15 protein-coding genes are annotated in these 17606 nt (G+C 75.8%); 9 read left to right on the top strand and 6 right to left on the bottom strand.

Features of this window, described 5'->3' with window-relative positions; all coding sequences use genetic code 11:
- Positions 1-79 precede the first annotated feature (79 nt).
- The 5 genes from ACI79P_RS00715 (at position 80) to ligA (ending at position 6964) form a co-directional block, all read left to right on the top strand.
- The gene (locus tag ACI79P_RS00715) at positions 80-1480 is read left to right on the top strand and encodes an MFS transporter (RefSeq protein WP_456579120.1); all 1401 of its coding nucleotides are present in this window, start codon (positions 80-82) and stop codon (positions 1478-1480) included.
- Positions 1477-2682 carry a cysteine desulfurase family protein gene (locus tag ACI79P_RS00710; protein ID WP_456579119.1) on the top strand — a complete coding sequence of 402 codons (1206 nt, stop codon included), beginning with the start codon at positions 1477-1479 and terminating at the stop codon, positions 2680-2682. The genes ACI79P_RS00715 and ACI79P_RS00710 overlap by 4 nt, the downstream gene beginning before the upstream one ends.
- On the top strand, positions 2679-3773 hold the full coding sequence (gene mnmA / locus ACI79P_RS00705; RefSeq protein WP_456579118.1) for a tRNA 2-thiouridine(34) synthase MnmA: 1095 nt from the start codon (positions 2679-2681) through the stop codon (positions 3771-3773). Before ACI79P_RS00710 ends, mnmA begins: the two co-directional genes overlap by 4 nt.
- Complete coding sequence (locus ACI79P_RS00700) at positions 3770-4759, top strand: methionine synthase (protein WP_456579117.1); 990 nt, start codon at positions 3770-3772, stop codon at positions 4757-4759. Before mnmA ends, ACI79P_RS00700 begins: the two co-directional genes overlap by 4 nt.
- A gap of 63 nt (positions 4760-4822) precedes the next feature.
- On the top strand, positions 4823-6964 hold the full coding sequence (gene ligA, locus ACI79P_RS00695; RefSeq protein WP_456579116.1) for an NAD-dependent DNA ligase LigA: 2142 nt from the start codon (positions 4823-4825) through the stop codon (positions 6962-6964).
- A gap of 4 nt (positions 6965-6968) precedes the next feature.
- On the opposite strand, the gene ACI79P_RS00690 is transcribed toward ligA, so the two are convergent.
- The 3 genes from ACI79P_RS00690 to ACI79P_RS00680 form a co-directional block, all read right to left on the bottom strand.
- Positions 6969-9158 (bottom strand): DUF222 domain-containing protein, encoded by a 2190-nt coding sequence (locus ACI79P_RS00690; protein WP_456579115.1) that lies wholly within the window; start codon positions 9156-9158, stop codon positions 6969-6971.
- Between the two features lie 263 nt (positions 9159-9421).
- Positions 9422-9934 carry an AAA family ATPase gene (locus tag ACI79P_RS00685; RefSeq protein WP_456579114.1) on the bottom strand — a complete coding sequence of 171 codons (513 nt, stop codon included), beginning with the start codon at positions 9932-9934 and terminating at the stop codon, positions 9422-9424.
- A gap of 4 nt (positions 9935-9938) precedes the next feature.
- The gene (locus tag ACI79P_RS00680) at positions 9939-10613 is read right to left on the bottom strand and encodes an ACT domain-containing protein (RefSeq protein ID WP_456579113.1); all 675 of its coding nucleotides are present in this window, start codon (positions 10611-10613) and stop codon (positions 9939-9941) included.
- A gap of 169 nt (positions 10614-10782) precedes the next feature.
- On the opposite strand from ACI79P_RS00680, the gene gatC reads away from it, so the two are divergent.
- From gatC to gatB, 3 genes are read left to right on the top strand one after another with little or no spacing between them, the layout of a single operon-like run.
- Positions 10783-11100: an Asp-tRNA(Asn)/Glu-tRNA(Gln) amidotransferase subunit GatC gene (gene gatC / locus ACI79P_RS00675; RefSeq protein ID WP_456579112.1), complete on the top strand. Its 318-nt coding sequence runs from the start codon at positions 10783-10785 to the stop codon at positions 11098-11100.
- Positions 11097-12626, top strand: a complete 1530-nt coding sequence (gene gatA, locus ACI79P_RS00670) for an Asp-tRNA(Asn)/Glu-tRNA(Gln) amidotransferase subunit GatA (protein ID WP_456579111.1) — start codon at positions 11097-11099, stop codon at positions 12624-12626. The genes gatC and gatA overlap by 4 nt, the downstream gene beginning before the upstream one ends.
- Positions 12623-14122, top strand: coding sequence for an Asp-tRNA(Asn)/Glu-tRNA(Gln) amidotransferase subunit GatB (gatB, locus tag ACI79P_RS00665; RefSeq protein ID WP_456579110.1), 1500 nt, complete (start codon positions 12623-12625; stop codon positions 14120-14122). The genes gatA and gatB overlap by 4 nt, the downstream gene beginning before the upstream one ends.
- Before the next feature lie 86 nt (positions 14123-14208).
- Here gatB and ACI79P_RS00660 read toward each other — a convergent pair whose 3' ends face one another.
- Positions 14209-15339: a PQQ-dependent sugar dehydrogenase gene (locus ACI79P_RS00660; protein WP_456579109.1), complete on the bottom strand. Its 1131-nt coding sequence runs from the start codon at positions 15337-15339 to the stop codon at positions 14209-14211.
- A 73-nt stretch (positions 15340-15412) separates the two neighbouring features.
- Between ACI79P_RS00660 and ACI79P_RS00655 the strand changes: the two genes are divergently transcribed.
- Positions 15413-16357, top strand: a complete 945-nt coding sequence (locus ACI79P_RS00655) for a 2-hydroxyacid dehydrogenase (protein WP_456579108.1) — start codon at positions 15413-15415, stop codon at positions 16355-16357.
- Here the strand turns inward: ACI79P_RS00655 and ACI79P_RS00650 are convergent.
- Positions 16351-16737, bottom strand: a complete 387-nt coding sequence (locus ACI79P_RS00650) for a PH domain-containing protein (protein ID WP_456579107.1) — start codon at positions 16735-16737, stop codon at positions 16351-16353. The two genes, ACI79P_RS00655 and ACI79P_RS00650, sit on opposite strands and share 7 nt — an antisense overlap.
- A 23-nt stretch (positions 16738-16760) precedes the next feature.
- Positions 16761-17579: a helix-turn-helix transcriptional regulator gene (locus tag ACI79P_RS00645; RefSeq protein ID WP_456579106.1), complete on the bottom strand. Its 819-nt coding sequence runs from the start codon at positions 17577-17579 to the stop codon at positions 16761-16763.
- Positions 17580-17606: the final 27 nt, after the last annotated feature.

Below are 17606 nucleotides of genomic sequence, written 5' to 3'. Positions count from 1 at the left end.
GGTTCCCGTGCAGGGGGTCGGCCCTCGACGCATGTCCGGGGACGGGAAGCAGGCGGGAAGTCCGGTGGTTGGGCACCGCGTGAGCACCGGAGCGCCGCCGACGCTGTTCGACCGGGCGCACCGGCTGACCACCGCGGGGCTGCTGATGCTGGTCACCTTCGTCGCCTTCGAGGCGATGGCGGTGGCGACCGCGATGCCGACCGCGGTCGCGGAGCTAGACGGCCTCGCCTGGTACGCCTGGCCCTTCAGCGCCTTCCTCGTCGCCTCGGTGGTCGGGATGGTCCTCGGCGGGGACCTCGGTGACCGCCGCGGGTCACGGGTCGCGCTCCTGACCGGGGTGGCCGTCTTCGCCGCGGGGCTGCTCGCCGCCGGCGTCTCGGGGAGCATGGCGCTGTTCGTCGCCGCCCGGGCGCTGCAGGGCATCGGCGGGGGCGCGATCGCCGTCTCCCTGTACGTGGTCGCCGGCCAGGCCTTCGCGCCCGGGCTGCGTCCGCGGCTCTTCGGCGCGTTCGCCGCCGCGTGGGTGCTCCCGGCGCTGATCGGCCCCGTCGTCGCCGGCCTGCTCACCACCCACCTCACCTGGCGGCTGGTCTTCCTCGCCCTCCTGCCGCTCATCCTGCTCGGCCTGGGCCTGGTCCTGCCCGCGGTCCGCGCGCTGCCCCGGCCCGCCCCGGACGCGGCCCCCGCCTCGACGCGGCGCTGGTGGGCGCTGCTGGCCGGCGGGGGCATCGCCGCCCTGCAGTACGCGGGGCAGCGCCTCGATCTCCTGGCGGCCGGGATCGCCGTCGCCGGGCTGCTGGCACTGGTCCTCGGCCTGCGCCCGCTGCTGCCGACCGGGACCGCCGTCGCCCGCCCGGGTCTGCCCGCCGTGGTCGCCGGCCGCGGGCTGCTGGCCGGTGCCTTCTTCGGCATGGACGCGCTGCTGCCGCTGGCCCTCACCGAGCTGCACGGCTACTCGGCCACCGCCGCGGGGATCCCGCTCACCGCCGGCGCCCTGGGCTGGGCGACCGCCTCCCAGCTGCAGGGCCGCCACCCGCACTGGTCGCGGGTGCGCCTGCTGCGCCTCGGGTTCGCCGTCCTCACCGCCGGGCTGCTGGCCACGGCCGCGATCGCCGTCCCCGGGGTCGGTGGGTGGCCGGCCTGCGTGAGCTGGGCGGTCGCCGGCCTCGGCATGGGCCTGGGCATGCCGAGCCTCAGCGTGCTGCTGGTGGACCGCTCGTCGGACGCGACCCGGGGCGCGGACTCCGCTGCCTTCCAGATCGCCGACGTCACCGGCGCGGCGGTCTGCATCGGGCTCGTCGGCGTGCTGGTGGCCGCCGCGGCGGGCGGAGCGCTCTCCCTCGAGGTCGCGGTGCTGGCCGGTGTGGTGCTGCTCTCCGCCGTCGCGGTCGGCGGCGCGGTGCTCGCCCCGCGTGCGGGTGGTCCTCCGGCGGCGGCGACCGGCCCGGCCGTGCCCGCGACTACCCTGAGCGCGTCATGACCTACTCGGATCCGGTCTACCTCGACCACGCGGCGACCACGCCGATGCTGCCCGAGGTGCTGGCCGCGATGACCGGCCAGCTCGGCCGCGTGGGCAACGCCTCCTCCTTGCACGCGAGCGGCCGGGCGGCCCGCCGCGCCGCGGAGCAGGCCCGCGAGCGGCTGGCCGAGGCGCTGGGCGCCCGGCCGTCGGAGGTGCTGTTCACCGGCGGCGGCACCGAGAGCGACAACCTGGCGATCAAGGGCCTGTTCTGGGCCCGGCGCGAGGCGGACTCCCGCCGTCGCCGCATCGTCGTGAGCCCCGCCGAGCACCACGCCGTCCTCGACAGCGTCGAGTGGCTGGCCAAGCACGAGGGCGCCGAGGTCACGTGGCTGCCGGTGGAGCCCTCGGGTCGGGTCACCCCGCGGGCGCTGGCCGAGGCGCTGGGCGACGGCACCGACGTCGCCGTCGCGAGCGTGATGTGGGCCAACAACGAAATCGGCACGGTGAGCGACGTCGCGGCGCTCGCGGCCACCGCGCACGACGTGGGGGTGCCCTTCCACACCGACGCGGTGCAGGCGGTCGGGCAGGTGCTGGTCGACTTCGGCGCCAGCGGGGTCGACGCGCTCACCATGACCGGCCACAAGCTCGGCGGACCGATGGGCGCCGGCGCGCTGCTGCTGCGCCGCGACGCCGAGTGCACGCCCCTGCTGCACGGTGGGGGCCAGGAGCGCGACGTCCGCTCCGGCACCCTGGACGTCGCCGCCATCGTCGGGCTGGCGGTCGCGGCGGCCGCGGCGGTGCGGGGCCGCGTCGAGCGGGCCGCCGAGCTGGCGCGGCTGCGCGACCGGCTGGTGGCCGGGGTCGTGGAGCAGGTGCCCGACGCCCAGCTCAACGGCGCCCCGCTCGACGACGTCGTCCGCTCGGGGCCCGGCCGGCTGCCCGGCAACGCCCACCTCTCCTTCCCCGGCGCCGAGGGCGACGCGCTCCTCATGCTGCTGGACGCCCGCGGCATCGAGTGCTCGACCGGATCGGCGTGCAGCGCCGGGGTGGCCCGCCCCAGCCACGTGCTGCTGGCGGTGGGCGCCGACCCCGACCGGGCCCGCAGCTCGTTGCGCTTCAGCCTCGGGCACACCAGCACCGACGCCGACGTCGACGCGCTGCTCGACGTCGTCGCACCGGTGGTCGAGCGGGCCCGGCGGGCCGGGACGGGGCGCCGATGAGGGTGCTGGCCGCCATGAGCGGGGGGGTCGACTCCGCCGTGGCCGCGGCCCTCGCCGTCGACGCCGGGCACGACGTCACCGGCGTCCACCTCGCGCTCTCGCAGAACCGGCAGACGCTGCGCAGCGGCTCCCGCGGGTGCTGCAGCGTCGAGGACTCCCACGACGCCCGGCGGGTGGCCGACGAGCTCGGCATCCCCTTCTACGTCTGGGACATGGCGGACCGGTTCACCGAGGACGTCGTCGAGGACTTCGTCGCCGAGTACGCGGCCGGCCGCACGCCCAACCCGTGCCTGCGCTGCAACGAGAAGATCAAGTTCTCCGCCGTCCTCGACCGGGCCGTCGGGTTGGGCTTCGACGCGGTCGTCACGGGGCACCACGCGCGCCTGGCCGGCGGCGAGCTGCGCCGCTCCGTCGACGCCGCCAAGGACCAGTCCTACGTGCTCGGCGTCCTCACCGCGCAGCAGCTGGCCGCGGCGGTGTTCCCGCTGGGCGGCATGACCAAGGAGCGGGTGCGGGAGATCGCCGCCGAGCGCGGGTTCGCCGTCGCCACGAAGCCCGACTCGCACGACATCTGCTTCATCCCGGACGGCGACACCCGCGGCTTCCTGGCCCGCCGGCTGGGCAGCCGCCCGGGACCGGTGGTCGACGCCGCCACCGGCGCGACCGTCGGCGAGCACGAGGGCACCTACGGCTTCACCGTCGGCCAGCGCCGAGGTCTCGGGGTCAGCGCCGGGGACTCGCGGCCTCGCTACGTGCTGGGCATCGAGCCGGTGACCCGGACGGTGACCATCGGCACCGCCGACCTCGCCGGCGTGGACCGGGTCGTCACCGCGGCTCCCACCTGGACCGGGGCGGCGCCGGAGCTGCCGTTCCGGGCGGAGGTGCAGCTGCGGGCGCACGGCACCCCGGTGCCGTGCGAGGTGACCGGCGACGACGCCGGTGGGCTGCACATCCTGCTCGACGAGGAGCAGCGCGGGGTGGCCGCCGGCCAGTCCGCCGTGCTCTACACCCCCGACCCGGAGCGCGGTGACCTGGTGCTCGGGCAGGCCGCGGTCCGGGCCACCGGCATCCGTGCCGGGATGCCCGCATGAGTGACGCCGGGGGTCTCTGGGGCCCCGCCTGCGGCGTCGGGTCGTTGCCGGGCACCGAGCCGGCGGAGGCGGTCCGCACCGTGGTCGGCGAGCTGCCGGGGTTCGCGCACCTGCCCGAGCTCCCCGGTCGCGGGGCGGGTGCGGACATGCTCGGGCGCAGCGCCGCCCTGCTGGTCGACCTCGCCGTCGACCTCACCCCGGCGGGCTGGCGGCTCGTCCCGCGGGCGGGGATCGACCAGCAGCGGGCCGAGGAGTTCCTCGCCCGCGACCTCGACGCCCTGCACGACGTCGCCGTCGACTGGACGGGACCGTTCAAGGTGCAGGCCACCGGCCCGTGGACCCTCGCTGCCGGGCTGGAGCGCACCCGGGGCGACCGCGCGGTCGTGGACGCGGGTGCCCGCCGCGATCTGGGGCAGTCGCTGGCCGAGGGGCTCGCCGCGCACGTGGCGGCCGTGCAGGCACGGGCGCCCGGGGCGCGGATCGTGGTGCAGCTCGACGAGCCCTCGGTCCCCGCCGTCCTGCAGGGCGCGCTGCCGACCGTGAGCGGGTTCGGCAAGCTGCCGGCGGTCGCCGAGGACGTCGTCGAGCGGGAGCTCGCGGCCGTCGTGCGGGCGCTGCCCGGACCGGTGGTCGTGCACTGCTGCGCGCCGCGCACGCCGCTGGGGCTGTTCCGTGCCGCCGGTGCGGCGGGGCTCTCCTTCGACCTCGGCCTGGTCCAGGACCTCGACGGGGTGGGGGAGGCGGTCGACGCGGGGGTGCACCTGCTACCCGGTGTCGTCCCCGGCACCGACGCCGCGCTCCCGGCTCCGGAGGCGACGGCGTCGCGGGTGCAGGCGTGGTGGCGCGAGCTCGGCTTCACCGCCGACCGGCTGCCGGAGGCGGTGACCCTCACCCCCGCCTGCGGTCTGGCGGGGGCGACGCCGTCCTACGCCCGGGCCGCGATGCGCCAGGTGCGCGAGGCCGCGAAGTACCTGCTCCCGGAGTGAGGCGCCCGGCCCCGACCGGGTGAGCGCCGGTTGACCGTCGTAGCCGCCGGATACCGTTCGACCGTGAGCACCGACGCCGACCTCGTCGAACCGTCCGTCACCCCGGTGGCCGACCGCGAGGACCTCACCGAGGTCCCCGACGACGTGCGCACCCGGCACCGCGACCTCTCCGAGGAGCTGGACCGGTACGCGTTCGCCTACTACGTGCGCGACGAGCCGCTCATCAGCGACGGCCAGTACGACGAGCTGATGGGTCAGCTCAAGGCACTGGAGGCCGCGCACCCGGCGCTGGTCACGCCCGACTCGCCCAGCCAGAAGGTCAACGGCGGGTTCACCGCCACCTTCGCGCCGGTCCAGCACCTCGAGCGGATGCAGAGCCTGGACAACGCCTTCACCAGCGACGAGCTGTCGGCCTGGGCGGCGCGGGCCGAGCGGGAGGGCGCGGCCGGGGGGAGCTACCTCTGCGAGCTGAAGGTCGACGGGGTCGCCGTCGACCTGGTCTACGAGCAGGGCCGCCTGGTGCGGGCCGCCACGCGGGGCGACGGCGTCACCGGCGAGGACGTCACCGCCAACGTCCGCACGATGCGCGACGTCCCGCAGCAGCTCACCGGCGACGACGTCCCCGAGCTGCTCGAGGTCCGCGGCGAGATCTACTTCCCGGTGGCGGCGTTCGCCGACGTGAACGCCGCCATGGTCGAGCAGGGGCGGCCGCCGTTCGCCAACCCGCGCAACGCGGCCGCCGGGTCGCTGCGCCAGAAGGACCCGAAGGTCACCGCCTCGCGGCCTCTACGGCTGGTGGTGCACGGCCTGGGCGCCCGGAGGGGGTTCGAGCCCGAGCGCCAGTCGGCCGCCTACGACGGGCTACGGGCGCTGGGGCTGCCGGTGAGCGACCGCTTCGAGGTCGTGCCCGACCTGGAGGGCGTGCGGGCCTACATCGAGCGCTACCGCGAGCAGCGCCACTCGGTGGAGCACGAGATCGACGGCGTCGTGGTGAAGGTCGACCAGGTGGCGCTGCAGCGGCGGCTGGGCTCGACCTCCCGGGCGCCACGGTGGGCCATCGCCTTCAAGTACCCGCCGGAGGAGGCGACGACGAAGCTCGTCGACATCCGGGTCAACGTGGGGCGCACCGGCCGGGTGACGCCGTTCGCCTTCATGGAGCCGGTCAAGGTCGCGGGCTCCACCGTGCAGCTGGCCACCCTGCACAACGCCAGCGAGGTGAAGCGGAAGGGCGTGCTGATCGGGGACACCGTCGTCATCCGCAAGGCGGGCGACGTGATCCCCGAGGTGCTCGGCCCGGTGGTGGCGGCCCGCACGGGCGACGAGCGCGAGTTCGTCATGCCGACCCACTGCCCCGAGTGCGGCACCGAGCTGCGACCGGAGAAGGAGGGCGACGCCGACATCCGCTGCCCCAACGCCCGGTCCTGCCCCGCGCAGCTGCGGGAGCGGGTCTTCCACGTGGCCGGTCGCGGCGCCTTCGACATCGAGAACCTGGGTTACGAGGCGGCGATCGCGCTGCTGCAGAGCGGTCTGCTCCAGGACGAGGGCGACCTCTTCTTCCTCGACGAGGAGGCGCTGTGCCGCAGCGCGTTCTTCACGAAGAAGGACGGCGCCCTGTCGGCCAACGGGCGCAAGCTGCTGACCAACCTCCAGACCCGCAAGGACGTCCCGCTCTGGCGGGTGCTGGTCGCGCTCTCCATCCGGCACGTGGGCCCGACCGCCGCCCAGGCGCTGGCGCGTGACTTCCGGTCGATGGACCGCATCATGGCCGCGACGGAGGAGGAGCTCGCTGCCGCCGACGGCGTCGGGCCGACGATCGCGGCGTCGATCCGCGACTGGTTCGCCGTCGACTGGCACCGCGAGGTGGTCGAGAAGTGGCGGCAGGCCGGGGTCTCGCTGGCCGATGCGGGCGAGGACGCCGGCCCGGGCCCGCTCACCGGGGTCACCGTCGTGGTCACCGGCTCGCTGCGCGACTTCAGCCGCGACCAGGCGATCGCGGCGATCCAGGAGCGCGGCGGCAAGGTGACCGGTTCGGTGTCGAAGAAGACCGGCTTCGTGGTCGTCGGCGCCGACCCGGGCAGCAAGTACGACAAGGCCGTCCAGGTGAAGGCGCCGATCCTGGACGACGACGGCTTCCGCGTGCTCCTCGAGCAGGGCCCGGACGCCGCCCGCGAGGTCGCGACGATCGGTGACGGCACCGAGGAGTAGCCGCTTAGAACGGTGGGGGAGTGGTCGTCGCGACCAGGCCGGTCGGGGTGGTCACGGTCAGTCGACCGTCGGGCGCCAGCTCGTACCGCCAACCGGGCGCCTGGTGCTTGCCGCGGTGGTGGCCGGTGCAGAAGCCGACGAGGTTCTCCGCGCTGGTCGGCCCCTCGGGCCAGGGACGGTCGTGGTCCAGCTCCCCGCCGAGCGGCACGCGGCGGCGACAGCCGGGGAAGCGGCAGCGGCGGTCGCGGGCACGGACGTACCGGTCGAGGGCCGTGCCGGGGCGGTACCCGTCGGTCGGACCGGGTGGGCCGAGCCCCGGGCGGCCGGTGAGGTCGTGCGTGCAGCGGGCCGGCGCGCGGCGGCAGGCGGCGTCGTCGCAGCGGGCCAGGCGGCGGAGCTCACGGCTGTCGGTCAGCGCGAGCAGGGCGCCGGAGAGTTCGTCGACGACCGCGATGCGCGGCCGGTCGACCAGCGTGCCGCCCCCGCTCACGTCGAGAAGTGCGGCGAGGGCCGCCCGGCGGGACTCCCCGGCCGCGGCGCACGCGTCCAGGTCGCTCGGCGCACCGGTGACCCGCCCAGCGACGCCGCGGCGCCAGGTGGCCTCGTCCGCACGGTCGGCCCGCTGGGCGTCGGCGACCATCCGTCGGGCGTGACCGATCGCCCGATCCAGGCCCAGCAGCGCATCCGCGGCGGCTTGCATCGAACCGTGAGCCGTTGCCCAGCGAGCGGATCGGTCGCCGTCGTCGTCATCCGTCGTGGGCGCTGGGCCTGCCGCGGGCCGGTGGTCGGGTGCTGTCCCGGGCTGGACGTGGGAGCCGTGTCCTGAACCCGGGCTGGCATCGGGGCCGCGTCCCGAGCCGGAGCCGGGATCAGGCTCGGAGGCCGGCGCCGGGTCGGCGAAAGCACCGGCGCGCTCCAGCCAGGCCTCGACGGGTGCCTCCTCGGCCCACCGGCGGAGCAGCTCGTCCTCCGGGGTGTAGTCCTCCCCGCCCCACTCACCTCGGAGGGCGCGGGCCTCGACCTCCGCCCACCACCGCTCGTCGGCCTCCTGCCACTCCCTGGGCCAGGTGTGGAGCGGCCAGGCGTCGGTGGGACCGAGGTCGTCCGGCCAGGAGTCCGTGGGGCAGAGGTCGTCCCGCCAGGCGTCGGTGGCACCGGCGTCCCGCGGCTGATCGTCGGCCCGGCGTTCCGCTGCGGGCGTGTGGTCGGCAGCGCGCTCGCTCGTGGTGCCCGCCTCGCCGGCATCCGGCGCCGACGCGGGCAGCAGGCCCAGGGCGCGGGCGAGGGCACGGACGACCTCGGCCGGCACCGGCTCACCCCCGATCTCGCCGGGTTGGTCGCCGCCGAGCAGGGCCCGCACGCCCGCCACCACGGTCAGCTGCGCCTGCACGGCGGGGAGCTCGTTCTCCTCCGGCCGCAGGACCAGGTCGAGCAGGCAGTCGGCCATCTTCTGACCGCGGGTCCTGGAGTCGTCCGGCTCGTCGAGCGCGTCGGCGTACCGGCCCAGCGCGTCGAGCAGCGCCTGGGCCTCGGGCACCGTGAGGAGAGCGCCGAAGGAGGCCATGCCCTCGCGCCGGTCGGAGCGGATCGAGATGCCCCGTTCCCGCAGCGACGCGGCCAGCCGAGCGGCCTCGTCGCGCGCGTCCCGGGCCAGACCGAGGCGGCGAGCCTTGGCGCCGAGCTGCGCCGGGGTGGTCACCCGGCCGGACATCCACGCGAGCAGATCGCGCTCCACGGCGGCTCGCCGCGCCGCGTCGGCGATGGGCGCCACCCGCTCGAGCACCGGCCACAGGTGCCCCGGGTGGATCTCCCCGCGCTCCAGCGCGGCCAACGTCGCGGGGAGCCGGTGCACCAGCGTCAGCGACCGGGCGAGCAGCTGCTCGGCGGCCTGGGCGGAGAGGGACAGCGCCACCACGAGTTCCTGCGCCGCCCACTCGCTGACGTCGACCAGCACCTCCGGGCGGGCGGCGCGGCGTGCCTCGCTCATCGCCCCGGGCTGACCGGCCGGCCGGTCAGCAGACGCGGGACGGGCCGCGGCGAACTCGGCCACCGCCCGGGTGCGCAGGGCCGTCTGGCGGGCGATCTCGCGGTCGGCCGCCTGCACGACGCCGAGCGGCCCGGTGGCCCACCCCGCCGCAGGAGCGACGGGCCCGACGGGGGACTCCGCCGTCTCCCGTTCCGCCACCTCCGCCACGTATTCGATCATACGTTCGAACAGGCATCGCAGCAACAGGTCTCGTGCGAACGCGCAGTTCAGTAGCGCGCCTGGCCGCGAGAGGGGAGGCGGCATCGGCTTCACCGGGCCGCCCGGGTTCAGTTCGCCGGCCCGTGGGGCGACGCTGGTCAAGCCCGGCGTGATCTCGGCACGAGGCGTCGACGAGGTGGGTGGAAGTCCGCTGCGGCCGGTCGACGCGGGCGTGCATGTGCGGCCCACTGGCGTGCCCGTCAGCCCACCTGTCACCCGCCGGCGAGCCGGTCCAGCAGTTCGCTCGCCAGCTCGTCGACCGGTCGCGCCGCGTCCATGCGCAGGACCGCAGCCTCCGCCCAGGGCGCGTACGCCGCCGCCCGTGCACGCACCTCGTCCCAGGAGGGCTCGGGTACGTGCGCCAGGCCCCGACGACGGCCCTCCAGTCGTCGGCGGTGCTCGACCTCGTCACGGAGCGTCAGCAGCACGAACGCGAGGTCGGCCCCGGCGTGGGCCGACGCGGCCCGCCACGTGTCGCGGGCCGGCTCGCTGTCGTTGACCGCATCCACCACCACGGATCCCCCGAGCGCGAGGTTCTGCTCGGCCACGACCCGCGCTGCCTCGTACGCGGCCACCCCGGTCTCCCAGGAGCGCGGCAGCCCTGCGCCCAAGAACGCGTCCTCGATCGGATCGACGGACAGGTGGACCGACCCCGACCGGGCGGCCAGTGCGGCAGCGACCGCGGTCTTCCCCGTGCCGGGCAGCCCCGAGACGACGACGAGCACCGTTTCAGGCGGGCGGGAGGTGGGCGACCGTCGTCGCGATGCCGGTCACGTGGGCCAGGCGGAGGAGCTCGGACCGGCGGAAGGCCGGGCCGCCAGAGCGCCCGAGCACGATCGCCCGGCCGGCGCCGTAGGGCACCGCCATCATCTCGATGGCCATCTCCTGCCACCGCTCGGGCAGCCACGGCTCGTCGCTGGGCAGCAGCCGCGGCCCCGCCAGCGGCAGCCACGGCAGGGTCAGCCCGAGGAAGGCGGGCGCGGCGTCCGACGCGGCGAGCACCGCCCGCTCGGCCAGGGGGGCGGGCTGGCCGGAGTCGTCGAGGACCACCGCCCAGCCGCTGTGGAACACGCGGGGGAGGGAGTCGGTGAGCAGCTCGGTCGGCGGCCGGTCACCGCGCGCCAGCGCGTCCAGCAGGTCGAGTTCCCGGTGGGTGTCCAGCGGCCCGGCGAAAGGGCGCAGCGACTCCACCTGCACCCCGGGCACGGTCTGGGCCGCGGTGATCAGGCTGTCGGGGAGCCGGTCACCGGGCAGGTCCACGACGACGTCGTCGACCGCGATGCCGTTGCCCCGTTCCAGCACGTCCAGCGACACGATGTCGATCCCCGCCGTGCCGAGCGCCGTGGCCACGGCCCCGAGGACGCCGGGGCGGTCGGGCACGACGAGGCGCAGGAGATAGGACACGGTTCCTCCGGGGGAGTGCTCGCCGGTTCGGGCCGATCTCCGTCGATCGCGGTCGGGGGCAGCCTCTCACGCTGACCAGCGCCGGGAGGGCTGCACGTACAGTGACCCGGTCACGTCCCGGGCCGAGAGCGGGCCGCCGGGCACTGCCGAAGTGGAGTTCCACCGCAGCATGAGCACCCCCTCCCCGAAGGGCCAACTGACCCGTGACGAGGTGGCGCACCTCGCCCACCTCTCCCGGCTCGCGGTGAGCGACGAGGAGCTGGACCTCTTCGCCGGTCAGCTCGCCGCCGTGCTGGACGCCGTCGCGCAGGTCGGCAAGGCCGACGTCGCCGACGTGCCGCCGACCACGCACGCGGTGCCGATGACCAACGTCATGCGCCCCGACGTCGCCCGGCCCAGCCTGCCCCGCGACGTCGTCCTCGCCGGGGCCCCGGCCGCGGAGGACGACCGCTTCCGGGTCCCGCGCATCCTGGGGGAGGAGGCGTGACCGCCACCGACCTCACCACCACCAGCGCCGCCGCGCTCATCGAGGCGCTGCAGTCCGGCGACCTCAGCTCCGTGGAGGTGACGCGCGCCTACCTCGACCGGATCGAGGCCGAGGACGCCACGATCGGCGCCTACCTGCACGTCGACGCCGACGCCGCGCTGGAGTCCGCCGGCGCCGTCGACGACGCCCGCGCGGCCGGCGCCGAGCTCGGCCCGCTGGCCGGCGTCCCGCTGGCGCTCAAGGACGTCGTCGTCACCGAGGGCGTGCCCACCACCAGCGGCTCGCGCATCCTCGAGGGCTGGCGACCGCCGTACGACGCCACCCTGGCCGCCCGGCTCAAGGCCGCCGGCACGGTGCTGCTCGGCAAGACCAACATGGACGAGTTCGCGATGGGCTCCTCCACCGAGAACTCGGCCTACCGGGTCACCCGCAACCCCTGGGACACCGACCGCATCCCGGGCGGCTCCTCGGGCGGCTCCTCGGCCGCGGTCGCCGCCGGCCTCGCCCCGTGGGCCATCGGCACCGACACCGGCGGGTCGATCCGCCAGCCGGCCGCCGTCACCGGGCTGGTCGGCCACAAGCCCACCTACGGGTCGGTCTCCCGGTACGGGCTCATCGCCTTCTCCTCCAGCCTCGACCAGGCCGGCCCCATGACGCGGACGGTCCTGGACGCCGCGCTGCTGCACGAGGCCATCGCCGGGCACGACCCGCTGGACTCCACCAGCATCGACGCGCCGGTGCCCGTGCTCGCCGAGGCCGCCCGCCGCGGCGCCGGGGGCGACCTGTCCGGCCTGCGGGTCGGCGTCGTCACCGAGCTCGGCGGGGACGGCCACACCGACGGGTACGACCCCGGTGTCCTGGCGCGCGTCGCCGAGGCGGTCGCCCTGCTCGAGGGCATGGGCGCCGAGGTCCGGCAGGTCTCCTGCCCCGCCTTCGACCTGGCCCTGCCGGCGTACTACCTGATCGCGCCGAGCGAGGCGTCGTCCAACCTGGCCCGCTTCGACGGCGTCCGGTACGGCGTGCGGGTCGGCGACGACGGCAGCCGCGACCTCGACGAGGTCATGGCGCTGACCCGTGAGCAGGGCTTCGGTCCCGAGGTGAAGCGCCGCATCATCCTCGGCACCTACGCGCTGTCCAGCGGCTACTACGACGCCTACTACGGGCAGGCGCAGAAGGTCCGCACGCTCATCACGCGTGCGTTCACCTCCGCCTGGGACGACGTCGACGTGCTGGTCAGCCCGACCAGCCCCACGGTCGCCTGGTCGATCGGCGCCCGCGTGGACGACCCGATCTCCATGTACGCCGCCGACCTCTGCACGCTGCCGGCGAGCCTCGCGGGTGTCCCGGCGATCTCGGTGCCGTGCGGCCTCTCCGAGGGGCTGCCCGTCGGCTTCCAGATCATGGCGCCGGCCCTCGCCGACGACCGCTGCTACCGCGTCGCCGCCGCGCTGGAGGCGGCTCAGGACGCCGCCCGCGGGCACGCGCTGCTGGCCGCGATCGGCTCGAAGGAGAACGCCCCCTCATGACCGACACCCTCGTGGACTTCGACGAGGTCCTGACCCGCTACGAGCCGGTCATCGGCCTGGAGACCCACGTCGAGCTGGGCACCGCGTCGAAGATGTTCTGCGGCTGCTCCACGACCTTCGGGGCCGAGCCCAACACCCAGACCTGCCCGGTCTGCCTGGGGCTGCCGGGTTCCCTGCCGGTGGTCAACGCCGACGCCATCGAGTCGACCATCCGCATCGGCCTGGCGCTGGGCTGCCGGATCGCGTCCTGGTCGCGGTTCGCCCGGAAGAACTACTTCTACCCGGACATCCCCAAGGGCTTCCAGACCAGCCAGTACGACGAGCCGCTGTGCACCGCCGGTCACCTCGACGTCGAGGTCGACGGCAAGACCTACCGCGTCGAGATCGAGCGGGTGCACATCGAGGAGGACACCGGCAAGAACCTGCACGTCGGTGGCGCCACCGGGCGCATCCACGGCGCCGACCACTCGCTCGTCGACTACAACCGCGCCGGCATCCCGCTCGTCGAGATCGTCACCCGCCCGATCCCGGGGACCGGCGCCAAGGCGCCGGAGGTCGCGAAGGCCTACGTCACCGAGCTGCGGGAGATCCTGCTCGCCCTCGGGGTCTCCGAGGTCCGGATGGAGCAGGGCAACCTGCGCTCGGACGTGAACACCTCGCTGGCGCCGATCGGCAGCCTGGAGTGGGGCACGCGCACCGAGACCAAGAACGTGAACTCGCTGCGCTCCGTGGAGCGGTCGGTGCGCTACGAGATGCGCCGGCAGGCCGCCGTCCTGGACGCCGGCGAGCGCGTGGTCCAGGAGACCCGGCACTTCCACGAGGACACCGGCTCGACGTCCGAGGGGCGCAGCAAGGAGGAGGCGACCGACTACCGGTACTTCCCCGAGCCCGACCTCGTGCCGATCGCGCCCGACGAGGAGTGGATCGAGAAGCTCCGCGCCGCCCTGCCCGAGCTCCCGGCGGCCCGCCGGGCGCGGCTCTCCGACGAGTGGGGCATCTCGCCGACGGAGATGGGCTGGCTGGTGAACGCCGGCGCGGTCGAGCTGGTCAGCGACACCGTCGCCGCCGGCGCCTCGCCGAGCGATGCCCGGAAGTGGTGGCTCGGTGAGCTGGCCCGCCGGGCCAACGACGCCGGGACGGAGCTGGGCGAGCTGGCCGTGACCCCGGCGCAGGTCGCCGAGCTGATCGGGCTGGTCTCCGCCGGCACCCTCAACGACCAGCTGGCGCGGCAGGCGCTGGACGGCGTGCTGGCCGGCGAGGGGGACCCGGCGGCGGTCGTGGAGTCCCGCGGGCTGGCGGTCATGGGGGAGTCCGACGAGCTCGTGGCGGCGGTCGACGCCGCCATCGAGGGCAACCCCGACGTCGCCGAGAAGGTGCGCGGCGGGAAGGTCCAGGCGATCGGCGCGCTGGTCGGGGCGGTCATGAAGACCACCCGTGGCAAGGCCGACGCCGCCACCGTCAAGCGCATGCTGGAGGAGCGCCTGGTCGGCTCCTAGCCTGGCCGGGTGGAGCTGCCCGCGGTGCGGCTGCGGGAGCTGAGCCGGCGGGCGCACGTCGTCCACCGGGTTCGTGCGCCGACGCCTCAGAGCGGGGAGTTCGGCTGACCGCCGGGCGGGCGGATCCGCAGCACCTTGTCGTCGTCCTCGGCGGGGGAGCCGGCGTCGTCACGGTTCGACGTCGTCACCCAGAGCGCGCCCTCGGCGTCCAGGACGACGGTGCGCAGCCGGCCGTACCGGTCGCCGAGCACCTCGTCGACGGCACCCTCGATCGGGACGCCGCTCTCGTCCAGCGTGACCACGTGCACCTGCTGCCCGTCCAGCGCGCCCAGGAACACCGTGCCGTTGGCGACCGCGCAGCCGCCGAGGCCGCCCTCCTCGGCGGGGATGGTCAGCAGGGGGACGCCCACGCCCTCCTCCTGCACGCGGTCGACCTCGTCGGGGCCCTGGCGCGCCTGGTCGGTCGCGTACACCCGTTCGCCGTCCTGGCAGAGCGCCGTGACGTCGCGGTAGCCCCAGCTGTGCACCGGGTCGCCCCCGTCGACCCCGCGGCCGAAGACGTCGATGCGGAGCACCTTGCCGGCCAGCGACGCCGGGTCGGCCGCGAGCGCGGGGTCCCCGGTGTCGCCGGTGCCGACGTAGAGGTGGCCGTCGGCGCCGGTCATCAGGCCGCCGCCGTTGCCGGTCGCGCCGCGCGGGACGCCGGTGAGCACCGGGTTCGGCGTCCCCCCGATCGGGAACCGCACGACCCGGTTGTCGGTCGCCGTGGTGACGTAGGCGAACAGCAGCCCGTCCTCCGCGAACGAGGGGGAGAGGGCCAGCCCCAGGAGCCCGCCGTCGCCGCTGGTGTCCAGCCCCGGCAGGGTCATGAGCTCCTTGGCCGGCGACCGGTCGGGGAAGACCTGCAGCAGGCGCCCGGTGTCCCGCTCGCCGACGATGGCCGTGCCGTCGGGCAGCAGCACCAGGCCGGTGGGCACGCTGAGGTCGGTGGCGACCACGTTCGGATCGCCCTCCTCCTCGCCCGAGCCCGGCTGCGCCGGGTCCGCGGGCGGCGGCAGGGTCTGCGTGGGCGGGCCCACCTGCGGCGGTGGGCCCTCGGGCAGCGGCCGGAACGGGCCGGCGGGCTCGTAGCCGCCGCCACCGCAGCCGGCGAGCAGCAGGGCGGCCAGCACGGCGGCGGCCGCCCGCGGTGCGCCCCCCGCCCTCGTCGGCCTCACCCGGCCCAGAGTACGTGCGGTGGACGGGCGGCCGGCCCGCGCGCGCGGAGGCGGGGCTGGCTAGCGTGAGACGGTGACCACCCTGGAGCTCGCGGCGGACGAGACGCTGCACGTGCTGGTCCCGTCCCGCCGGCTGGCCGACGCGGTCGAGGCGCTCTCCCCGCGGGTGCGGGCCCACCGGGTGCCGCCGGCGGAGGGGCCGCCCCGCGGGGAGCCCGCGCAGGCCCAGGTCTGGGTGGCCGGCGGTGGCTCGGCCGCGCCGCCCGACGGCTTCCTCGACGCGCTCCCGCGGCTGCGGCTGGTGCAGCTGACCAGCGCCGGCGCCGAGGGCTTCGCGGGGCGGATGCCCGACGGCGTCGTCCTCTGCAACGCCCGCGGCGCGCACACCCCGGCCACCGCCGAGTGGGTGATGGCGGCGGCGCTCGCGGCCCAGCGCGGGCTGCCGTTCTTCGTCCGCGAGCACGACGCCAACCGGTGGACCTTCAGCACCCAGCGCTCCCTGGTCGGCGCGCGGGTGCTGGTGATCGGCGCCGGCGACATCGCCGCCGCGGTGGGCCGGATGCTCGAGGGGTTCGACGTGCGGCTCACCTACGTGGCGCGCCGCCCGCGGGAGGGGGTGCGCACGGTGGCCGAGCTGCCCGAGCTGCTGCCCGAGGCCGACGTCGTCGTGCTCCTCGTGCCCCTGACGCCCGAGACCACGGGGATGGTGGACGCGCGCTTCCTGGCCGCCATGCCCGACGGCGCCCTGCTGGTGAACGCCGCCCGCGGGCCGGTCGTGGACACCGCGGCGCTGCTGGCCGAGCTCACCTCGGGGCGCCTGCGCGCCGCGGTCGACGTCACCGACCCCGAGCCGCTCCCCGAGGAGCACCCGCTCTGGCGCGCGCCGAACCTGCTGCTCACCCCGCACATCGGCGGGGAGGTGCCGGGGACCCGGGAGCGGGCGACGGCGGCGGTCACCGAGCAGATCGGCCGCGTCCTCGCGGGCCGGCCGCTGGAGAACGTCGTCGGCGACTACTGACCCGAGGGGCGGGCGGAGGGGTCGGCGAGACGGCCGCCCGAGGCGGCGGCCAGGCGCGGCAGGTCCCGCACCCGCAGCACGGGGAGGCGGACCTCGGTGCCGGCCGTCGTCACCAGCCACAGCCTGCCGCGCTCCCCGAGGCGGATGCCGGAGAGCTCCGGCCAGGCCACCGTGCGGGACCCGAGCAGCGAGCGGGCGGTGATCCCGTCCTCGCCGACGTCCACCCCGGCCCGCAGCACCCACGCGGTCACCACGGCGGGGATCAGCAGGAGCAGCAGCGTCCAGGCGCTGGCAAGGGCCGTGGGGAGGACGCAGAGGGCCAGCAGGACCACGGGGATGAGCGCGCTCCGGGTCATGCGGAAGCGGCTGGGAGGGCTCACGGACGTCGATCCTCCCAGACCGCTCAGCCGGCGAGCCGGGCCAACCGGGCGGCGCTGTCCGCCTGGGCCGCGGTGTAGACGACCAGCTGCAGACCCGGGGCGTCGGCCGGGGTGAGCTGGTGGTGCTCGAGGACCAACGTGCCCACCTCCGGGTGCTCGAACCGGCGCTCGGTGGACGTGAACCGGTCGACGTCGCGGCTCGCCCACCCCTCGCGGAACGTGGGGCTGGCCGCCTGCAGCCGCGTCACGAGGTCCGCCACCTCCGGGTCGGCCAGCCGGGGACCGACTTCCGCGCGGAACTGGGCGAGGAAGCGCCGGCTGTCGGTGGTCCAGTCGCCGAGGAGCCGGCGCACGGCCGGATCGGTGAAGACCAGCCACAGCAGGTTCCGGTCCCCGGCCGGCACCCGGGCCACTCCCGGGTAGAGGCGGGCGTAGGCCGCGTTCCAGCCGGCGATCGACCAGCGGGAGGTGATCGCGTACGCGGGGGAGGAGCCGAGGGAGTCCAGCAGCCGCTGCAGGTGGGCGGGCATGGCGTCGACCGCCTCGTGGGTGCGCACCGGGTCGTTGCCGGAGAGCCGCAGGATGTACTCGCGCTCGGCCGCCGACAGCTGCAGCGTGCGGGCGAGGGCATCGACCACCTGCGGGGACGGCCGGATGTCGCGCCCCTGCTCCAGCCACGTGTACCACGTGTGGCTCACCCCGGCGAGGAGTGCCACCTCCTCCCGGCGGAGGCCGGGAGTGCGCCGGTTCGCACCGGCGGGGAGGCCGACCGCCGCCGGGGCGAGCTGGCGCCGACGCGAGGTGAGGAACTCGCCCAGCTCACGGCGTGCGGCGACGGTCATGCGCTCCCCGTCCGATCGCGGCTCGGT

Source organism: Blastococcus sp. SYSU DS0510 (assembly GCF_054050835.1).
This window is presented reverse-complemented; position numbering and strand designations above follow the sequence as displayed.

Coding starts and splice junctions, on each gene's coding strand:
- ACI79P_RS00710 (WP_456579119.1), top strand. CDS start 1,477: ATGACCTACTCGGATCCGGTCTACCTCGACCACGCGGCGACCACGCCG.
- gatB (WP_456579110.1), top strand. CDS start 12,623: ATGACCGACACCCTCGTGGACTTCGACGAGGTCCTGACCCGCTACGAG.
- gatC (WP_456579112.1), top strand. CDS start 10,783: ATGAGCACCCCCTCCCCGAAGGGCCAACTGACCCGTGACGAGGTGGCG.
- ACI79P_RS00645 (WP_456579106.1), bottom strand. CDS start 17,579: ATGACCGTCGCCGCACGCCGTGAGCTGGGCGAGTTCCTCACCTCGCGT.
- ACI79P_RS00700 (WP_456579117.1), top strand. CDS start 3,770: ATGAGTGACGCCGGGGGTCTCTGGGGCCCCGCCTGCGGCGTCGGGTCG.
- mnmA (WP_456579118.1), top strand. CDS start 2,679: ATGAGGGTGCTGGCCGCCATGAGCGGGGGGGTCGACTCCGCCGTGGCC.